Origin of the sequence: Pseudoalteromonas porphyrae, assembly GCF_001298125.1 — a bacterium.
Classification (GTDB): domain Bacteria; phylum Pseudomonadota; class Gammaproteobacteria; order Enterobacterales; family Alteromonadaceae; genus Pseudoalteromonas; species Pseudoalteromonas neustonica.
Genome location: NZ_LHPH01000014.1, coordinates 34,081 through 52,721, shown reverse-complemented (window position 1 = coordinate 52,721; position 18,641 = coordinate 34,081). Strand labels below are relative to the sequence as shown.

Sequence of the window (18,641 nt, the reverse complement as noted above, 5' to 3'; positions counted from 1 at the left end):
TGACTACTTTCTAATAAAACTAAAAAAAGCCGCTTAATAGCGGCTTTCAATAAAACTTTTCAAGTTAACCATGATTTAGAACGGGATATCGTCGTCAAAATCGATTGGTGGTTCCATCGGATTTGACGCGCCGCCTTGTGGGGCACTTTGTGGTTTAGGTGCAAACCCACCTTGTGGCTGTCCGCCGCCTTGTGGAGCATATCCGCCACCTTGGCCACCTTGATATTGATTACTTTGCTGTGGTGCTGCTGCAGGCGCTGACTGTGGACGAGCCGCAGGTGCTTGCTGTGGAGCAGGTGAGTAGCTTTGTTGTGGTTGTGCTGCTGGTGCGTTTGCTTGTTGGTTATAACCACCTTGTTGTGGTGCATTTTGCTGCTGATAACCACCTTGAGATTGACCACCGCTTTGCTGACCACCTTGATAGCCACCACTTTGTTGGTCGCCGCCACGTGCGCCCAGCATTTGCATTTGGCCAGTGAAACCATCAACAACGATTTCTGTCGTGTATTTTTCCTGGCCTTGTTGATCAGTCCACTTACGTGTTTGAAGTTTACCTTCAACGTAAATTTGCGAACCTTTACGACAGTATTCACCTACAATTTCAGCTAGCTTGCCAAAAAATACTACGCGGTGCCATTCTGTTTTATCAACCATTTGACCGGTATTTTTATCTTTATAGCTATCTGAAGTAGCTAAAGTAATGTTCGCTACACCGTTGCCATTAGGCATATAACGTACTTCTGGATCTTGACCTAAATTACCAACCAAGATTACTTTATTTACACCGCGTGCCATGGACTACTCTCCTATAAACGTTAGATTAAACCAGCCATTTTTCGGGCTTGGTCTAGGTCAAATTTTTTGTCATCAATCTTTAAATAACTGCGATTTTCATCACAAACTACTGTTGCTTCAATTACGCCCGGCAAAGCAACTAAACGAGAAGCGAGGGATTGCGCTTGCTCCTCGTTACTTAATTCTGTCATTAAGCTTATCATTTTACTTTTTGGCGGGACTTGCATATTCCACGCAAGGATAAGCCATATTACCCCAACAACTGCGGCTGCGGCAAACACTGCTTGCGGGGTTGTTGATTGCGCAACGTAACCCCCTAAAATACCACCTAAAAATGCACCAAAAAACTGCCCCGATGAAAATACCCCCATCGCAGATCCTTTTTGATTAGCTGGCGCTAACCGCGAAACCAAGGCGGGCATGGTGGCTTCTAAAAAATTAAACGCAATAAAGTATGCCAACATACATAACGCCATGCCTATTACTGAGTTTACGCCAAACGCCATTGCCAACATGCTCAGTGCCAGTAAGGCGATAGAGCCAATAAACGCTTGTTTTTCTTTTTCTTTACGAATGGCAATAATCATCACTGGCGCCATTAATAAAAATGCTAATATGAGTACGGGAATATACACTTGCCAATGTGATTGTGCAGCTAACCCCTTGGCAATTAGTTGTCCTGGTAATGCAACAAAAATAGTCGTAAGCGTTAAATGTAACAACATAACCCCTAAATCTAAACGAGCTAATTGGGGGTGTTTAATCAATTTTTTAATATCAGTGAAGCTTGCCAATGTATCGCCCTTCGGGGCTTTATTTACGGCTTTTGGGACTAAAAACAGTACGATAAAAATACCCGCAACAGCCAAAATAGCGGTAAGCCAAAATACCCCTGCAATTCCCCAAGAAGCAGCAACCATCGGCCCAAGTAACATGGCTACAGCAAAGCTCATACCAATACTCATACCAATCACAGCCATCACCTTAGGACGTTGTTCATCACGGCTTAAATCGGAGGCAAAGGCAAGTAAAGAACTGGCAATAGCTCCCATACCTTGTAATGCACGACCTACGGTAACCATTTGCATAGAATCAGCCATGGCTGCGATAACAGAGCCCAAAGCAAATACACATAAGCCACCAACAATAACTTTTTTGCGGCCGATTTTATCGGAAAGCCAACCCATGGGAATTTGTAATACAGCCTGCGTTAATCCATACGCGCCAATTGCAAAACCAATCCAAAGCGGTGAAAAACCAGATAAATCTTGCCCATAAATAGCCAGTACTGGCATTAACATAAATAGGCCAAGCATACGAAATGCAAACACGCTCGCTAGGGAAACTGCGGCGCGTTTTTCTCGTGAATTGAGTGAAGATGCTGTCATGATTCGCGTGTTCTTGCTGTCTATTAAAATTCGAGCAGGGATTCTACCACAAGCTCGCTAATAAATAATCGCCTCTAAGCGATGATTTTTCATTGATCAAGGATTAATCTTCTGTCGTATTATGAGATACTCAGTAAATCAATTTGGTAATGAAACGAGATAGCATGGAAAACATTGAAGTCCGAGGCGCCCGAACGCACAATTTAAAAGACATCAGCCTAACCATCCCCCGTGATAAATTAATTGTTATCACTGGCCTATCTGGTTCAGGTAAATCGTCTTTAGCATTTGATACGTTATATGCAGAAGGGCAACGTCGGTATGTTGAATCTTTATCGGCCTACGCCAGACAATTTTTATCTTTAATGGAAAAACCCGATGTTGATCATATTGAAGGCTTATCACCCGCCATTTCAATTGAGCAAAAATCAACGTCGCATAACCCACGCTCAACCGTTGGTACCATTACCGAAATATATGATTACTTACGTTTAATGTTTGCCCGTGTTGGTGAGCCGCGTTGCCCTACACATGATTTACCCCTTGCTGCGCAAACAGTGAGCCAAATGGTCGACACTGTTTTAGCGTTTCCTGAAGGCAGTAAATTAATGTTGCTTGCTCCCGTAGTAAAAGAGCGTAAAGGCGAACACGTAAAATTACTTGAACAGCTTTCGAGCCAAGGTTACATTCGTGCCCGTATTGACGGTGAAGTATGTGACCTATCAGATCCCCCAACTTTAGAATTACATAAAAAGCACACGATAGAAGTTGTGGTTGATCGCTTTAAAGTAAAAGATGGCCTACAACAACGTTTAGCTGAGTCATTTGAAACAGCCTTGGAACTTTCATCAGGCGTTGCAACTATTGCCTCAATGGATGACCCTGATAGCGAAGAGCTGCTTTTATCTGCTAATTTTGCTTGCCCAACGTGTGGCTATGCAATGAGTGAACTTGAACCGCGCCTGTTCTCATTTAACAATCCCGCAGGAGCATGTCAAAGCTGTGATGGTTTAGGCGTTCGTCAGTACTTTGATCCTAATCGCGTTATACAAAACCCGGAACTTAGTTTGTCAGGTGGCGCTATAAAGGGCTGGGATAAACGCAGCTTTTATTATTTCCAAATGCTGCAAGCCGTTGCCGATCACTATAAATTTGATTTAGAAGTCCCTTTTCAAGAACTCACTAAAGATGCTAAAAAAATAATTCTTGAAGGCTCTGGCGATACCAAAATCGCTTTTAACTACCGTAATGACCGTGGTGATTTAATTACCCGTAACCATGAGTTTGAAGGCGTGCTCAATAATATGAACCGCCGCTACCGCGAGACAGAATCAAACTCTGTACGCGAAGAACTAGCAAAATACCAAACAAGCCAAGCATGTCCAAGCTGTAAGGGATCACGCTTGCGCCAAGAAGCGCGTAGCGTATTTATAGGTCAAACTAATTTACCAACCATTACTTCAATGAGTATTGGTGAAGCCATGGCCTTTTTTGAAGGGCTAAGCTTAACGGGTCAAAAAGGCCAGATCGCAGAAAAGATCTTAAAAGAAATTCGCGATCGTTTGTCATTTTTAATCAATGTTGGTTTAAATTACCTCTCACTTGAGCGCAGCGCCGATACCTTATCAGGTGGTGAAGCACAGCGTATTCGCCTAGCGAGCCAAATTGGTGCAGGTCTTGTCGGTGTTATGTACGTACTTGATGAACCTTCAATTGGTTTACATCAACGCGACAACGACCGCCTATTACAAACCCTTATTCACTTACGTGATTTAGGCAATACAGTTATTGTCGTAGAACACGATGAAGATGCTATTCGTGCGGCTGATCATATTATTGATATTGGTCCAGGTGCTGGTGTGCATGGAGGTTATGTTATAGCTGAAGGTACTCGTGATGATATTTTAGCAAGCGAAGAATCTGTCACTGGCCAGTTTTTATCTGGTAAACGTAAAATTGAAGTACCCGCACAACGCCACCTTATTAATGATAAGTGGTTAGAGTTATTTGGCGCTACAGGCAACAATCTTAAAAATGTAGATTTAAAAATTCCATTTGGGTTAATGACCTGTATTACGGGTGTGTCTGGCTCAGGTAAATCAACGCTAATAAACGACACTTTATTTAAGCTTGCACATACTGAGCTCAATGGTGCCACAACCGCAGAAGCCGCTGCATATAAATCAATTAGCGGCCTTGAACACTTTGATAAAGTCATTGATATCGACCAGAGCCCAATTGGCCGTACTCCGCGCTCAAATCCTGCAACTTATACCGGTATATTTACAGGTATTCGTGAGTTGTTTGCCGGCACACAAGAGTCACGTTCTCGTGGTTATAAAGTAGGTCGTTTTAGCTTTAACGTTAAAGGCGGACGCTGTGAAGCTTGCCAAGGTGACGGCGTAATCAAAGTCGAAATGCACTTTTTACCGGATGTTTATGTCCCTTGTGATGTATGTAAAGGGCAGCGTTACAACCGCGAAACTTTAGAAGTACAATACAAAGGCAAAAATATTCATCAAGTACTTGAAATGACTGTTGAAGATGCGCATGACTACTTTGATAAAATACCAGCAATTGCACGCAAACTAAAAACATTGATGGATGTTGGTTTATCGTATATTCGTTTAGGTCAAGCTGCTACCACACTCTCTGGCGGTGAAGCACAGCGAGTTAAACTCGCTCGAGAGTTATCAAAGCGTGATACCGGCAAAACCTTGTATATTCTTGATGAGCCAACCACAGGGCTACACTTTGCCGATATTGAACAACTGCTTGTCGTTTTGCATCGTTTACGTGACCATGGCAATACGATTGTTGTCATTGAGCACAACTTAGATGTGATCAAAACAGCAGATTGGATTGTTGATTTAGGTCCTGAAGGTGGCGCCGGTGGTGGTGAAATTCTCATTGCTGGTACGCCAGAAGAAGTCGCTGAATGTGAGCGCTCACATACGGGCCATTACTTAAAGCCCTTATTATTAAAATAAGGGTTTTAAAAATTGTGGCAGTCTTATTTTGACAGCCCATAAAGCAGGCCACAATAAGAAAAAATCACTCTATGTTTGTAGTAAACTACTTTCTTAAGGTTGGCCAAGTAACCAAATTTGCTTATTTATTTAGAATTGGCGATTGAGAGTTGACCGTCACAGCAAGGCGGTCAAAAAGAACACAACTGTCTATTGTCAAAGTTAAGGCCTATTTGTTTTAGCTTTAATTTCTGTAGCATGTCTTTTTGCTTTGAAAGGCAATGCAGCGACATACATTGATACTTGCAATAAAAGCATAGCAAAAAACACTATTACAAAATTTATTGCCATTTCGATTGGAAACGGCGTTACTTCAAAACCAAACCGCATAAATTTAGCAATTGAATGTGCATTATTGTGTATCAACACATCAAAGTAACTACCAAGTAAAAGCAGGAACAGGCTGATACTTAATGAAAAAAAAGATAAGAAAAATAGCTTTATCATTGACACTTTACTTTTAAGGTGTCGAGCAATCAGATGTATCCATAGCAAAAAAGATAAACTACCTATAAAACATATAGCACCAACGCCAGCACTTAAAACCATGGCAAAAAACCAAACTTGTTTGGACATCTCTTGCAAATTTAAATCATTAGGATCGTAGCTATTTGTGCCAAGAAAGACAAAAATAGCAATATATACAACAAGAGAAATAAGCGAAAAAGGTAAGTGGCCTAATACTTCAAGCCGTTCCTTCTTACGTATTTCTTCGTGCCTTCTGTTTTTTCAGCAAGTTTCTCTAAAGGATCCATAATTATACCAATCTGCATAAATATTTGAACAATTTAAGGAAGTCGTTAGCTATATGTTTCATCCAACCTTAACTACTATACTTTTCAGCTATTTCACATATGAGAAACAAAAGCACAAATCAAAGGGGCAGCCATAAATTTACTTTTGAAAAATACAAACTTTAGAGTGGGTGCCCTCTTCATTCTCTAACGTTATTCAACGGCAATTCCCTCATAGCAGCAAAACACGTAAAAACTGGCTGCAGGCGACGAGCTACCAACTCACTAACTTTATCTGTGTGTCTTTAACATCACGGCGGTTAAATAACAGCTCGTTATTGTCGTTTACGTTAAAAGAAAATGATTTAAAATTAACGTGCACTTCTTCCGTTTCACTATTCGCCAAATTAAATCGAGCCACGCGCGAGATGCCATCGCTTATATATAAATACTCTGTATTAATTGCGTGAAACGAGGTCGCTTGCTGTGCTTTGGGGATCTGCCAACGTTTATTATCTGCTAATCTTACTAATTCTTCATTTGTCACAGCAAAGCTTTTTCCCTGGTTATTATTGATCAAAGTGTAAGGGGCTATATCATTACGTTTATTTAGCTCACGCGTTAGCAGGTTAAACTGCCATAATTGATAGCTTGTAGCCTGCTGCTCAATAAACCATATTTTCTCGCTATTATCTGACCAAGCATAGCTAACAATTTTTAATCCTTTTAACTCCTCTACTGCATGTAGCTTATTAGTCTGAAGGTCGAAAAATGTTAACTCTTTATTGATCTTTAATAGTAAAAACTTGTCGTTCCCTGACATTCGCACAAAGCCAAAGCTAGGCGTGCCATGCTCAACAGTAAAATCACTTAGTTGGGTTTGTTGCCCTTGTGTATCTGACCATAACTGGGCGCTTCCTGAACGACTAGAGACGAATAATGTACTTGCATACCCATCCTTATTAAAGGGAGCCGCATTATAATTATTACCTTGTGATTCATATAACCGCTGTCCTTGCATCTTTTGCGAAAATAAATCGGTTACCTTGAAAATCGAAAATTGCTGTGTTTGTGATGGAGAAAAATAAAAGCTATTTAAAGATTGAGCTGCAATATAATAAGGTGAAATATAAGGTGATATCTTACGAACAGTTGTTTTATTGTCAGCTATATTGACAGTGGTTAATCTGTCATTTTCAGAGATATGTACACTTTCTTCATCAGGTATCCAATCAAATGCGAAGCTAATACTTTTCGCCTCTGCTTGGAACAAGCGTTTAGTCTCTGTTGTCTGCAAATTGTAGGCAAAAAGTGAAAAAGGTTGTCCTTGCGTAGCTTGAATATAGCCTACATATTTACCTGAAGGAGAAATGCGTGGAATCAGCACACCAAACATCACTTCAGAACTTGGCACTAACGTTGTTTCTTGTTTTGAAAAGGTGTTATATCTGTAAAGCCCCGCTCCGCCTTGCTTGTTTTTATATTCAGAATAATATAAAAACTTACCGCTTTCATCAAGCTGTGCATAACCTGTATAGCGTAAATCGCAGTCACGTATAACTTGTTTACTACCTACATTAGGAAACTCATGTAAATCGATTAACACCATTAAACATTGTTGTTCTGCTAATTTAGTCGCTTGTAGCAATACACTGTGCTGCTTATGCTGCCAGGATAATATAGACACATCGTAATCTTTGTAATCAAGTTGGATTTCTCGTTGATCCGTTATCCGCTTCACATATGCGCGAGATTGCTGAGTCATCATATCGCTATTGCTGTAACCTAAAAACTGCTTATCAAAGGACAGTAAAGGCACTGATTCCGCCCCTATATTCCAAGTACTTGGGGTGATTTTTGTGCTGGTGTTAATCACACTAAATTGCGCTATATCCTCTGATTTAACTGGCTTTTGTATTACAAACCAGCCTATAACGGTAAGAGTAAAGAAGATAATTAACACCAAGCCATACAGGCCGTATTGCTTACTTTTATTCGACTTCACAACATCAAGTGATTCTAGATTATTGTGCTCAGTAAGCGTTTCTATAACCGTGGATCCTACGTTTTTGCTATCTAAGGACTCCTTTATAGCTGTTTTTGAGGGCAGCCCTATTTTCGCTTGCTCAGTTGTCGTTAATTCCGTTGCCGTTAACAATGTCACCGCAACGCTCAAGCTATAGCCTTTACGATAGTGAGTTTTTAATAAAGGTGCTTTTTCTACAGGGTGAGATAGTTGCTTACGAAGCTCTGAAATAGCGCGGTTGATGGCATTATCATCAACAAAACTTTGCCGCCATACCTGCTCAACCAGCTCTTGGCGAGCAATAATTTGTTGTGGCTTACTAATAAAGTGCATGAGTAATTTAACCAGTAACGGATCTAATTCTCGTTCTATATTTTCTGCAACGACAACACAGCGACTTTCAATAAATTGCCAAGGTCCGATTTGATAATTCATAATCATTATTTCTTTTTTTGTATGCTGCAACCCTAGCACAGGGACGAGTAATTATGTAGTGAAACCTTATCTATAAATATAACATTTAAAAGTAACACCATGATTTTAAATGATAATAAAACAAAGAACCTTATCAATTAATTGCTTATATCTAGATAAGCGACTTTAGTAAACCCTAGCGCTATTCTTATCACCGTCAACAGCAAACCTAACCGCTAAACTATTCGCAGTTAACTTTTGCTCTTATATATTAAATAAACAATAGGATTCTATTATGAAAAATTTAATCAAAAAAACACTATCAGCATTAATTATCACGGCGGCATTTACTTCATCTGCGACAATGGCGGCGGGTAAGCCTGAGTTAGTAATGCAACAACTTAGCAGTGCTCACCTCCCTAAATCGATAACACAATACTCACATACAAAAGAACAAGCATTTCAAAGCAGCTTAAGTACAAAACTAGATATGAGCTTAGAAAAATCAATGAGCGACATACACAAAAAAATAAACAAAGAATTATCAGATAAGCTCGATAACCTATAATGCTGTTTAATAAAAGCTACACTGCCAATATGTTAGTGTAGATAGAATACGATTTGCTTAAAAATAAAAAACCGCTTTCGAAATAGTATTCGAAAGCGGTTTTTTATCGACTAAAGCGAGATTACGGGCGTGGTATAAATCCTAGTGCATTGTAAACTGCCTTTAACGTTACCTCTGCACGTGCGCTGGCTTTTTCGGCTCCTGTCCTCATGATGTTATCAAGCAATGTTTGATCTTCACGAATTTCTTTAAAGCGCGCTTGAATTGGCTCAATCATGCTAACAACAGCATCAGCGGTGTCTTTTTTCAGATGACCATACATTTTATCTTCGTACTCTGGCACTAACTCTTCAATTGAACGTTTAGTTGCTACTGACATAAGAGTAAGTAAATTAGATACACCTGGTTTTTCAGTACGATCAAAATAAATACGTGCCTGCTCGTCTGAATCAGTTACTGCTTTTTTCAGCTTTTTCTCAATCTTTTTCGGTTCATCTAACAACATGATGTAACCATTTGGATTTTCATCAGATTTAGACATTTTTTTAAGTGGATCTTGTAAGCTCATTACACGCGCGCCGAACTCAGGGATATAAGGTTCAGGAACTGTGAACACATCGCCGTATAAATTATTAAAACGTGTCGCGATATCACGCGTAAGTTCTAAATGCTGTTTTTGATCATCTCCCACTGGTACTTGATCTGCTTGATAAAGCAAAATATCAGCGGCCTGTAATACCGGGTAAGCAAATAAACCAACGTTCACATTGTTAGCATGCTTTGATGATTTATCTTTAAACTGGGTCATGCGATTCAGCTCACCCATTTGCGCATAACAATTTAATACCCAACCTAATTGTGCATGCTCTGGCACTTGTGATTGCACAAATAACGCGGCTTTTTCTGGATCAATACCACATGCGGCATAAAGCGCGATGCCATCTAATACACGTGACCGAAGCAACTTTGGATCTTGGCGTACTGTTATCGCATGCAAGTCAACCAGCATAAAGTAACTTTCGTGGTCTTCCTGTAGCTTAAGCCACTGGTTAATAGCGCCAACATAGTTGCCTATTGTCATACCACCGGTTGGCTGAATGCCACTTAACACTACTGGTTTACTCATGATGTTCCTTTATATTGCTAAAATTAAAATACTAAAATTAAATGTCGTTTACCGCTGATTAAGCACCGGTAGTATATCTAAGAATGTACCGCAGAGGTACTGCGGATTATAATCACTTAAACTCTCCCCTTGGTTATAACCATAAGTCAACGCAACCACATCTATCCTGGCTGCTTGCGCCGCTAAAATATCACTTTTTGAGTCACCGATCATAATTGCTTGGCTCGCTTGTACATTTAATTGCTGACAAGCAAACAACAGTGGCTCAGGTGACGGCTTTTTAGCCATATCATCACCACATACTATTACATCAAAATGACTTGTTAAAGCCAACTTATCAAGTAGCTTTTCAGTGAAGCGTCGTGCTTTATTAGTGATTAACGCTTTTGGCATACCGCGTAATGCCGCCAGACCTGTTTCTACATGTTGATATAATACGCTGTACTCGCCGACCTGCTGTTCATAGTGACCATAGAAAAGTGCAATCGCTTTATCTGCAAGCCCTGAGTCTAAATGCTCACTTATTTGCATATCGCCACTTAAGCCTCGTTTAACCAAAACATCAATGCCATTACCCACCCAACTTTCGACTAAACGCTGGCTTACAATCGGAAAAGCTAAGTCAGATAAAGTCAGATTCATCGCTATATATAAATCATACACACTATCGACAAGGGTGCCGTCTAGATCAAACAAAGCGGCTTCATATTTCATTATTTAACAACCTGTAATTGCTCACGCATTTGATCAATAACCACTTTATAATCTGGCTGATTAAAAATTGCAGAGCCCGCAACAAACATATCAGCACCAGCTTCTGCAGCAGCACCAATATTATCGACTTTAATACCACCATCAACTTCTAAACGAATTGCACGGCCTGAATCATCAATAATTTTTCGTGCTTGGCGTAACTTTTCCAAAGTATGAGGAATAAAACTCTGTCCGCCAAACCCTGGATTAACCGACATAAGTAAGATCACATCGAGTTTGTCAATCACATGCTCTAAATAGCTTAAGCTCGTAGCTGGGTTGAATACTAAACCCGCTTGACAGCCGTGATCTTTGATCAACTGTAAAGTGCGATCTATATGCTCACTTGCTTCTGGATGAAAAGTAATAATGGATGCGCCAGCTTCGGCAAATTGCGGGATCAAGCTATCTACCGGTTTTACCATTAGATGCACATCAATTGGCGCTGTAATACCGTAATCTCTCAACGCCTTGCAAACCATAGGGCCGATGGTTAAGTTTGGCACATAATGGTTATCCATGACATCAAAATGGACCACGTCCGCACCTGCGGCTAAAACACGATCAACATCTTCTCCCAATCGCGCAAAATCAGCTGATAAAATTGACGGAGCGATTAAATATTTTGGCAAAGTATCTAACATAAACAAACCCATAGATTCGATTGTGGCTAACTCTTTATGAGTCACAGCCTAAATTGCATGTATGTGCCTAATGTAACCCAAATAGCGAAGATCCCCAAGGATCATCCCAATATAGAACATATGCTCTATTGCAGATATCTAAAGAGCAATTAAAAAACAACTTTTTTAAAACATTACATTTACCTTAAGCTATTAATTATATTAAACATTTATATTTGTTAAGTATAAATTAAGGTTGTTATTTAAGCATTCTTTATGTATGCTTGGGTAAGTCATACCACTTTGGGTTAGATAAAATGCGTGCTTTTAAAACTGGGATCTTAATTGCTACTGTTGTCACTACTTTAACAGTAACCTATTTTTCTCAAAATGATGATGTAATCATCGCTGCCAATCATTGCCAAAACAATGCAGAGGTTATCTCTGTCGTACCTGTTCACTGTATGCACCTTGAACAAGAGTCTAGTTGGATGTCTTGGATCACTGGCGACAGCCGTAGTGCACAATTTCATTACTTAGATTTATTAGAATTGCTTACCAGCTCAGATGAACCAAAAAAAGCACGCTCACTTAGCCCGAACTTTTAATTAAATGCGACAACTACTCGATGCTCTACAAAGTGTCGTAGCGGCTTTTTTTGGTGTGCAATCTGAAAAAAAGCGCCAATCTGACTTCAAACAACACTCCCCATTGAGTATTATTCTCATCGCTATTGTTTTATTTGTATTTTTTGTAGCCGCTATTTATGGCGTGGTGACTTGGGTGCTAAATACATAGCCATTAGTTCATTTACTTTATTGCGTGAACCACCTTTTGGGCTGATAGTCCGCTTTACTTGAATTTCATTCAGCGTTGCTTGACTGTATATTTTTCGCGTCCAGACAGTATCATGGTTCGAAATCAATACCGGTGTCTTTTGCTCAAAGGCTGCTTGCTCAGCTAAGTTCGCTAAGTTCGCTTGATCATCTAAATTAAAGCCCCCTTTAGCATAAGAGGTAAATGACGCTGTTTTACTTAAAGGCACATACGGTGGATCGCAGTAAATTACCGCATTGCTGGGTACTAACTTAAACACATCATCATAACCTAGACAGGTAAATGTGGCTTGCTGCGCTTTCTCAGCAAAAAAGTACATTTCTTTTTCAGGAAAATAAGGACGTTTATACTTACCAAATGGAACATTAAAAATTCCCTTCAGATTATAACGACACAAACCATTGTAGCCATGACGATTCATGTACAAAAATAAAATAGCACGCTCATAAATGTCATTACTTTGATTAAACTGCACACGGTAATCATAGTAAGCATCAGCATGGTTATTAAGATCTACAAACAGTTTTTTTGCATCACTTATAAATTCATCTGGCGAACTTTTTAATTCGTTATAAAGATTGATCAGATCAGCATTTATATCATTTAAAATATAATGCTTAAAATCAGTATTTAAAAATACTGAACCAGCACCCACAAACGGTTCAACTAATGTGTCAGCATGCTTGCTCGCTAGATTCAAACGGGCACTAATATCTTCAACTAAGCTGTATTTTCCGCCGGCCCATTTAAGGAAGGCTCTGGTCTTTTTCTGCATCGGCTCTTTACTTCAAACGTGTGTATCGCAATTTTACACTAATCAGTACTAATTTACTGATCTAGTAATGCAATTTCTTGTTTTATTTTGGCAATTTTTTTATAAAAAGGCTGATTTTTACGAACTTGCTCGGGTAGGCTTGGTAACACAGCGCGCGCTGCTTGCATACTTGGATAATTACCATAGGTGACAACCCACCACAGCTTTTCATTGCGCCATGTTTGGTACACTTTAGCATTTGCTTGTAATTGCTGTTGGGCAATAAATTGCTCACTAACAGACTGCTGAGTAACGGCTAATAATTGAATAACTACATTGTTGTCCGTTTGTGATAAATACCACGCATTATCTGCTGGTAATTCTGCAATCGAAACGTCGATTACCTTGCTTGGTTGTTCAACAATATTTACTGGATCTTTCTTTTGCTCACTTATGGCTAAACTATCTAAAATAGCCGCTACGTTATTTTTATGAGTGGCAGAGGGTGACTCAATTGCATCAAGCTCAATTGATGTATCGTTGGCGATAGCATTAACTTTACTACTCTTTGTTTCAATACTTTCATCTACAAGCAACTGCTCACTATCCGTATTATCGGCCAATGTAATTACATCTGTGTTCTGTCTATCCTCAGCACCTGATTTAAACGTGTTAACACTTAATGCGGTAGGAATTGCTTGCTCAGGCTGCGCCTGATAAACGTCTTTCCACCAACGAGTCATATCTGACTGGTATAAAAAACCAATAATCAATAACATAATAATCAGCATTAATGTTACTAAATGAATTGGCCATGATGGCTTCGCTTTTGGTTCAACTTTTGCGCTATGCAGGGTCGGCTCCCAAGCTAAGAGTAAACTAGGATTACCGTGAGTTTCATGCAAAAAAGTTTGAAAAACAGGATCTTCATTTATCGGGAGATCTTTAAAATACCAGCTCATAAGCTGCTTACTTTCAGCAATTGATAACGCTTCAAGATGAATTTCTACACTACTACTAAATTGTGCCACAACCTGTGTGGCAACTAAGATATACAACGTAGTGGGACTTTGCTTTGCAAGTTTAACTAACTCTTCAGCCATTTCATCTGACAGGTGTCTTCCACCATCGAGAACCCATAAACACGCACCACAATTTTGCTGCTTCGCAAGCTGATAAAAATTCTCTGACAAACTAAGGTTTTGATCTATTAATGGTGCACGAAAGCTCTGTTCAAGTAATTCACCCATTAATTGAACGTCGGTCATTCGAGCCGATAGCTGAACAAATGCTTTATTAAAGTCGCTATATTTATCTGTAATGAAGGTTTCTAGAAGGTAACTTTTACCAAGCCCTGAAGAGCCTAGCAGAGCAATAAGACTTTGCCCGTATTCAAACTGAAGGGCAATACGATCAACCAAAGCCGCACGGCTTGGTAAGATTTGCGATTGCATTAGCGCCCTATTAAATCTCGGACTTGCTGATCTGAGACATCATCAACCAATGCACATTGGCCAAATTGAGTAGGTAAAATAAAACGAATAGTCCCTTTTTTATTCTTTTTATCTTTACGCATATGATGCAAAAAGTGCTCACTAGTCATAATCTCAGGGATCACAACTGGTAAATTATACTTGGTAATCAAGTCACACACTCTTGTCACTTCTTGCTCGGTTAAATCACCTCGCGTATGTGCAAGTTGCACAGCTAATACCATACCTGTCGCTACAGCTTCGCCATGTAGCCACTGTCCGTACCCCATTTGAGCTTCAATTGCATGAGCAAATGTATGACCCAAATTAAGTAAAGCCCGCAGACCTGCTTCTTTTTCATCTTGTGCAACTATTAACGCTTTGATTTCACAACAACGAAAAATAACATGCTGAATTGTTTCTTCATCCAAAGCTTGTAACTGAGCAACATTGTTCTCTAAAAAACCAAATAGCTCAATATCGTAAATTAAACCATATTTTATGACTTCAGCCATACCGGCTGCAAATTCACGAGCAGGGAGTGTATGCAATGATTTAGTATCGATAAACACAGCTTGTGGCTGATAAAATGCCCCAATCATGTTTTTACCCAAAGGATGGTTAACCGCTGTCTTACCGCCAACTGATGAATCAACTTGCGATAGTAATGTAGTTGGTACTTGAATAAACGGAACACCGCGTTGATAACACGCAGCAACAAAGCCAGTAAGATCACCTATAACACCACCACCAAGAGCGATTAAACAGGTATCTCTGCCACAATTATTTTCAAGTAGGAATGCTGAAATTTTCTCAAACCATTCTAGTGATTTATATTGCTCACCATCTGGAATTATAAAATTTAGCGGATTTAAATCAGCTAATAACGCCATTGCATCACTTAAGTATAAAGGTGCAATGGTGTCATTAGTGATAATGATAGGTCGACAATCACCAATATGATGAAGTAGCCTGTCAGTCTGTTGAAGTGCAGATTGACCAATATAGATAGGATAACTTCGCTCGTCTAAATTAACAGTTAATTCAAGCATCGCTAGCATCCTTTCTTATTGGTATTTAAAAATCTAATTTCTCAATGATTTGATTAGCAACAACTTTAGCGCTTTGCTCATCAGTGCGTACAGTAAAATCAGCAACTTCTTTATATAACGGTTCGCGTTCTTCAGCTAAGCGCTCTAATACATCACGAGGTGCTTCTTCTGTTTGCAGTAATGGGCGACGCTTGTCGCGCTGCGTGCGTGCAACTTGCTTTTCGATAGGTGTCTCTAGGTATACAACGATACCTCGAGCCGAAAGCTTATTTCGAACTTCTTTACTCATCACGGAACCACCACCAGTTGCAAGTACAATACCTTGCATTTCGGTTAAGTCACCAATGACGCCTTCTTCACGAAGTCGAAAGCCTTCTTCACCTTCAAGATCGAACACCCAGGCAATATCTGCACCGGTACGGCGTTCGATTTCTTGATCAGAATCGACAAATTCAAGGTGCAATTGGTCAGCAATGTGACGACCAATTGTGCTTTTGCCAGCCCCCATAGGACCAACTAGAAATATATTACGTTTCTCAGCCATATCTTTTAGTACAAACGAACTCTAAAATTTGAAATAAAACCCCGCCTAACGACCTGGCCCCAAAATTAAGGAGGGGATTATCTCAGTAATTGATTAGGTATTTCAAGTCAAATAGAACAAAAAGCCAACTAACGAGCAATTAAAATGAATAAATGCTCATTGATTAAGAAAAAACCGACCAAAAATAGGTTCGGCTAACATTTTGCGGTCAAAAAACATCCAACCCAAAGTGCTTTTATTATGGTGTGATACCTAAGCCATAACTTTTCTATGGCTTAATAACACAATATTTCCACCATTCTCTCTATTTTTACCCACATTTGCATTTCAATATGGGTAAAAACATTCTCATATTATAGCCGTTTAAAATCCAAGTTGGTGAGTATTTAAGTACTCATCAACTAAAAAATAAAACGCTACAAAAATATTAAACTAACACAAGTCGAGAGCGAAATTAATCAACCTGAATCTTAGGTGTTACAAATATCAACAACTCTTTTTTCTCATTAAACTCACTGGTACTTCTAAACAATACGCCTAAATAAGGAATATCGCCCAATAATGGTACCTTTTTGGTTGAATTAATGATCTGTTGTTGGAATATTCCACCCAGTACAATTGTTTGGCCATTTTCTACCAATACTTGCGTTTTAATTTGCTGTGTATCAATAGCAACCGCTTGGCCTGTTCCCGTCTGTACTGTATCACCACGTGTATCTTGGGTAATTACTAAATCGAGTATCACTTTATTATCTGGTGTGATGTGAGGCGTCACCTCGAGACTTAGTACTGCCTTTTTAAATGTTACGGTTGTTGCACCACTTGAAGCTGATTCGACATAAGGTATTTCAGTACCTTGTTCAATCCTCGCTTTTTGTTGGTTTGCAGTCGTAATACGTGGACTTGCGATAATCTCACCGCGATTCTCTTCTTCCAACGCCGTTAACTCTAAATCTATCAAAGTACCATTTGCCAGTTTAGCAACGTGCATACCAATACTGCCCGCTGGGTTCGCAATAGGTAAGTTGATATTTAAGCGATCGGATACACCTGGTATTGTGCCATTAGAAATTGTATTAGCGCCTTCTAAAGTCCCTGAAATACCATCACTGCCTTGCTGATCACTGAATCCCCAACGAATACCCAAATCTTCTTTTACATTATCACGCACTGTTACCATACGAGATTCTATTAAAACCTGCCTTACTGGGATATCTAGCGTTTCAACCATTCGGCGAATACTTTCAATACTACCAACCGTATCTTTAATTAGAAGCGTATTAGTACGCTTATCAACAGATACACTGCCGCGCTGACTTATAATACTGTTAGTATCCGTTTTTAATAAATCAGCAAACTCTTCTGCTTTTGCATAATTTAAACGAATGTACTCACTGTATAACGGCTCTAACTCTTCAACTTGTTGCTTTGCTTTAAGCTCTTTCGCTTCACGCTCTGCAAATTCTTCTGATGGAGCAACCATTAAGATTGAACCATCCATACGCTTATCTAGGCCCTTAACTCTTAAGACTACATCTAAGGCTTGATCCCAGGCAACGCCATCTAAGCGCAAAGTAATATTTCCCTCAACAGAATCACTCGTTACCAAGTTAAAGTCGTTGTACCCTGCAATAATTTGCAAAACGGCGCGTACTGAGATGTCTTGAAAATTTAGAGTCATAGGACGACCCTGATATTCCTTGCCACCATCTAAATATGAACGTTGAGTATTATCTTTTTCTACACTTAAAGTAAGAATGTTTTCTATTTGCTGGTAAGTAAATTTAAAAGCTGCATTAGGTGCAACCACCATTCTACTTACACTACCTTCTTTAAATGTCTCAATTGAGCTGACGACCGTACCAAAATCAAGCACATCCAATTCATACAAAAGCTCATCGAGAATATCTGTATGATGGAAGTCTACAATAATCTTACCACCACTTTCATGTACATCAATAGCCGCTTGAGTGTCCTTTAAGAAGACAAGAACGCGCGCCTCTCCTTTTTCGCCACGGCGAAAATCAATCGATTGAATACTGTTTATATAACTGCCATTGGCGTCACTAGCCTCACCTTCTGGAGTCGCCTCTATTGCTAAAGGGTTATCTGAAACATGCAGTGATAAAAGGTTATCTTTTACTTTAGTTTGATAAATTTTTAATCGCTCTAAGTGAACAGTAACAACTAAATTACCATCAGTGGCAACACTGCTAACTTTCACTATACCTGACTGGTTGATTTGCACGTCACCAAGATCATCGTCAACATCCATTGCGTTAAAACGCATTTCAATGCGAGCTGGGTTATTAAACACCTGAACTTTAGGTGCTTGTTTTAACTCTTCGTCAAATACTAGCTGTAATTCCGTTTCTCCAGCTAATAAAGGATTATAACGAATATCATATAACAGCGGTGCTGCGATCGCTGACTGTGTTATAAACAGGGCTACAACAACAAACATGACATGATGAATGCGACGACTCCAAGATACTCCCTTATACATTTTATTTTTACCTTTTTGAT

At 39.5% G+C, this 18,641-nt stretch carries 16 protein-coding genes; 4 read left to right on the top strand and 12 right to left on the bottom strand.

Annotated elements, in window-relative coordinates:
• Positions 1-75: 75 nt before the first annotated feature.
• Together ssb and ADS77_RS12870 are read right to left on the bottom strand one after the other, a co-directional pair.
• Positions 76-795 carry a single-stranded DNA-binding protein gene (ssb, locus tag ADS77_RS12875; RefSeq protein ID WP_054454790.1) on the bottom strand — a complete coding sequence of 240 codons (720 nt, stop codon included), beginning with the start codon at positions 793-795 and terminating at the stop codon, positions 76-78.
• A gap of 20 nt (positions 796-815) precedes the next feature.
• Positions 816-2,183, bottom strand: a complete 1,368-nt coding sequence (locus ADS77_RS12870) for an MFS transporter (protein ID WP_054454788.1) — start codon at positions 2,181-2,183, stop codon at positions 816-818.
• 164 nt (positions 2,184-2,347) lie between these two features.
• Between ADS77_RS12870 and uvrA the strand changes: the two genes are divergently transcribed.
• Complete coding sequence (gene uvrA / locus ADS77_RS12865; RefSeq protein ID WP_054204865.1) at positions 2,348-5,173, top strand: excinuclease ABC subunit UvrA; 2,826 nt, start codon at positions 2,348-2,350, stop codon at positions 5,171-5,173.
• A 201-nt stretch (positions 5,174-5,374) separates the two neighbouring features.
• Here uvrA and ADS77_RS12860 read toward each other — a convergent pair whose 3' ends face one another.
• Both ADS77_RS12860 and ADS77_RS12855 read right to left on the bottom strand, forming a co-directional pair.
• Entirely contained in the window at positions 5,375-5,797 is a 423-nt protein-coding gene (locus tag ADS77_RS12860; protein ID WP_152960619.1) for a hypothetical protein, read from the bottom strand.
• Positions 5,798-6,220: 423 nt separating this feature from the next.
• On the bottom strand, positions 6,221-8,407 hold the full coding sequence (locus tag ADS77_RS12855) for a winged helix-turn-helix domain-containing protein (protein ID WP_054454786.1): 2,187 nt from the start codon (positions 8,405-8,407) through the stop codon (positions 6,221-6,223).
• A 274-nt stretch (positions 8,408-8,681) separates the two neighbouring features.
• On the opposite strand from ADS77_RS12855, the gene ADS77_RS12850 reads away from it, so the two are divergent.
• Positions 8,682-8,954 carry a hypothetical protein gene (locus tag ADS77_RS12850; RefSeq protein WP_054204868.1) on the top strand — a complete coding sequence of 91 codons (273 nt, stop codon included), beginning with the start codon at positions 8,682-8,684 and terminating at the stop codon, positions 8,952-8,954.
• A 121-nt stretch (positions 8,955-9,075) separates the two neighbouring features.
• Here ADS77_RS12850 and trpS read toward each other — a convergent pair whose 3' ends face one another.
• Genes trpS through rpe form a run of 3 tightly spaced genes read right to left on the bottom strand, consistent with a single transcriptional unit; the run spans position 9,076 to position 11,477 of the window.
• The gene (gene trpS / locus ADS77_RS12845; protein WP_054204869.1) at positions 9,076-10,080 is read right to left on the bottom strand and encodes a tryptophan--tRNA ligase; all 1,005 of its coding nucleotides are present in this window, start codon (positions 10,078-10,080) and stop codon (positions 9,076-9,078) included.
• 48 nt (positions 10,081-10,128) lie between these two features.
• Positions 10,129-10,794 (bottom strand): phosphoglycolate phosphatase, encoded by a 666-nt coding sequence (locus tag ADS77_RS12840; protein ID WP_054454784.1) that lies wholly within the window; start codon positions 10,792-10,794, stop codon positions 10,129-10,131.
• Positions 10,794-11,477 (bottom strand): ribulose-phosphate 3-epimerase, encoded by a 684-nt coding sequence (gene rpe / locus ADS77_RS12835; protein ID WP_054204950.1) that lies wholly within the window; start codon positions 11,475-11,477, stop codon positions 10,794-10,796. The genes ADS77_RS12840 and rpe overlap by 1 nt, the downstream gene beginning before the upstream one ends.
• A 296-nt stretch (positions 11,478-11,773) precedes the next feature.
• On the opposite strand from rpe, the gene ADS77_RS12830 reads away from it, so the two are divergent.
• Together ADS77_RS12830 and ADS77_RS21695 are read left to right on the top strand one after the other, a co-directional pair.
• Positions 11,774-12,064, top strand: coding sequence for a hypothetical protein (locus tag ADS77_RS12830; protein ID WP_054204951.1), 291 nt, complete (start codon positions 11,774-11,776; stop codon positions 12,062-12,064).
• Between the two features lie 4 nt (positions 12,065-12,068).
• Positions 12,069-12,254 (top strand): DUF2970 domain-containing protein, encoded by a 186-nt coding sequence (locus tag ADS77_RS21695; RefSeq protein ID WP_082355688.1) that lies wholly within the window; start codon positions 12,069-12,071, stop codon positions 12,252-12,254.
• On the opposite strand, the gene ADS77_RS12825 is transcribed toward ADS77_RS21695, so the two are convergent.
• The 5 genes from ADS77_RS12825 to ADS77_RS12805 form a co-directional block, all read right to left on the bottom strand.
• The gene (locus ADS77_RS12825) at positions 12,217-13,068 is read right to left on the bottom strand and encodes a Dam family site-specific DNA-(adenine-N6)-methyltransferase (protein WP_054204871.1); all 852 of its coding nucleotides are present in this window, start codon (positions 13,066-13,068) and stop codon (positions 12,217-12,219) included. The two genes, ADS77_RS21695 and ADS77_RS12825, sit on opposite strands and share 38 nt — an antisense overlap.
• Before the next feature lie 53 nt (positions 13,069-13,121).
• Positions 13,122-14,501, bottom strand: coding sequence for an AAA family ATPase (locus tag ADS77_RS12820; RefSeq protein WP_054454782.1), 1,380 nt, complete (start codon positions 14,499-14,501; stop codon positions 13,122-13,124).
• Positions 14,501-15,571: a 3-dehydroquinate synthase gene (gene aroB / locus ADS77_RS12815; RefSeq protein WP_054454780.1), complete on the bottom strand. Its 1,071-nt coding sequence runs from the start codon at positions 15,569-15,571 to the stop codon at positions 14,501-14,503. The genes ADS77_RS12820 and aroB overlap by 1 nt, the downstream gene beginning before the upstream one ends.
• A gap of 25 nt (positions 15,572-15,596) precedes the next feature.
• Positions 15,597-16,115, bottom strand: a complete 519-nt coding sequence (gene aroK / locus ADS77_RS12810; protein ID WP_054204874.1) for a shikimate kinase AroK — start codon at positions 16,113-16,115, stop codon at positions 15,597-15,599.
• 454 nt (positions 16,116-16,569) lie between these two features.
• A complete protein-coding gene (locus tag ADS77_RS12805; protein ID WP_405633184.1) occupies positions 16,570-18,621 on the bottom strand; it encodes a type IV pilus secretin PilQ in 2,052 nt (683 codons plus the stop codon).
• Positions 18,622-18,641: the final 20 nt, after the last annotated feature.

Excerpts from the sequence above, each read along its gene's own strand:
- aroK (WP_054204874.1), bottom strand. The coding sequence starts at position 16,115 with ATGGCTGAGAAACGTAATATATTTCTAGTTGGTCCTATGGGGGCTGGC.
- ssb (WP_054454790.1), bottom strand. The coding sequence starts at position 795 with ATGGCACGCGGTGTAAATAAAGTAATCTTGGTTGGTAATTTAGGTCAA.
- ADS77_RS12820 (WP_054454782.1), bottom strand. The coding sequence starts at position 14,501 with ATGCAATCGCAAATCTTACCAAGCCGTGCGGCTTTGGTTGATCGTATT.
- ADS77_RS12870 (WP_054454788.1), bottom strand. The coding sequence starts at position 2,183 with ATGACAGCATCTTCACTCAATTCACGAGAAAAACGCGCCGCAGTTTCC.
- ADS77_RS12840 (WP_054454784.1), bottom strand. The coding sequence starts at position 10,794 with ATGAAATATGAAGCCGCTTTGTTTGATCTAGACGGCACCCTTGTCGAT.
- rpe (WP_054204950.1), bottom strand. The coding sequence starts at position 11,477 with ATGTTAGATACTTTGCCAAAATATTTAATCGCTCCGTCAATTTTATCA.
- ADS77_RS12805 (WP_405633184.1), bottom strand. The coding sequence starts at position 18,621 with ATGTATAAGGGAGTATCTTGGAGTCGTCGCATTCATCATGTCATGTTT.
- ADS77_RS12830 (WP_054204951.1), top strand. The coding sequence starts at position 11,774 with ATGCGTGCTTTTAAAACTGGGATCTTAATTGCTACTGTTGTCACTACT.
- ADS77_RS12825 (WP_054204871.1), bottom strand. The coding sequence starts at position 13,068 with ATGCAGAAAAAGACCAGAGCCTTCCTTAAATGGGCCGGCGGAAAATAC.
- ADS77_RS12855 (WP_054454786.1), bottom strand. The coding sequence starts at position 8,407 with ATGAATTATCAAATCGGACCTTGGCAATTTATTGAAAGTCGCTGTGTT.
- ADS77_RS21695 (WP_082355688.1), top strand. The coding sequence starts at position 12,069 with ATGCGACAACTACTCGATGCTCTACAAAGTGTCGTAGCGGCTTTTTTT.
- ADS77_RS12850 (WP_054204868.1), top strand. The coding sequence starts at position 8,682 with ATGAAAAATTTAATCAAAAAAACACTATCAGCATTAATTATCACGGCG.
- trpS (WP_054204869.1), bottom strand. The coding sequence starts at position 10,080 with ATGAGTAAACCAGTAGTGTTAAGTGGCATTCAGCCAACCGGTGGTATG.
- uvrA (WP_054204865.1), top strand. The coding sequence starts at position 2,348 with ATGGAAAACATTGAAGTCCGAGGCGCCCGAACGCACAATTTAAAAGAC.
- aroB (WP_054454780.1), bottom strand. The coding sequence starts at position 15,571 with ATGCTTGAATTAACTGTTAATTTAGACGAGCGAAGTTATCCTATCTAT.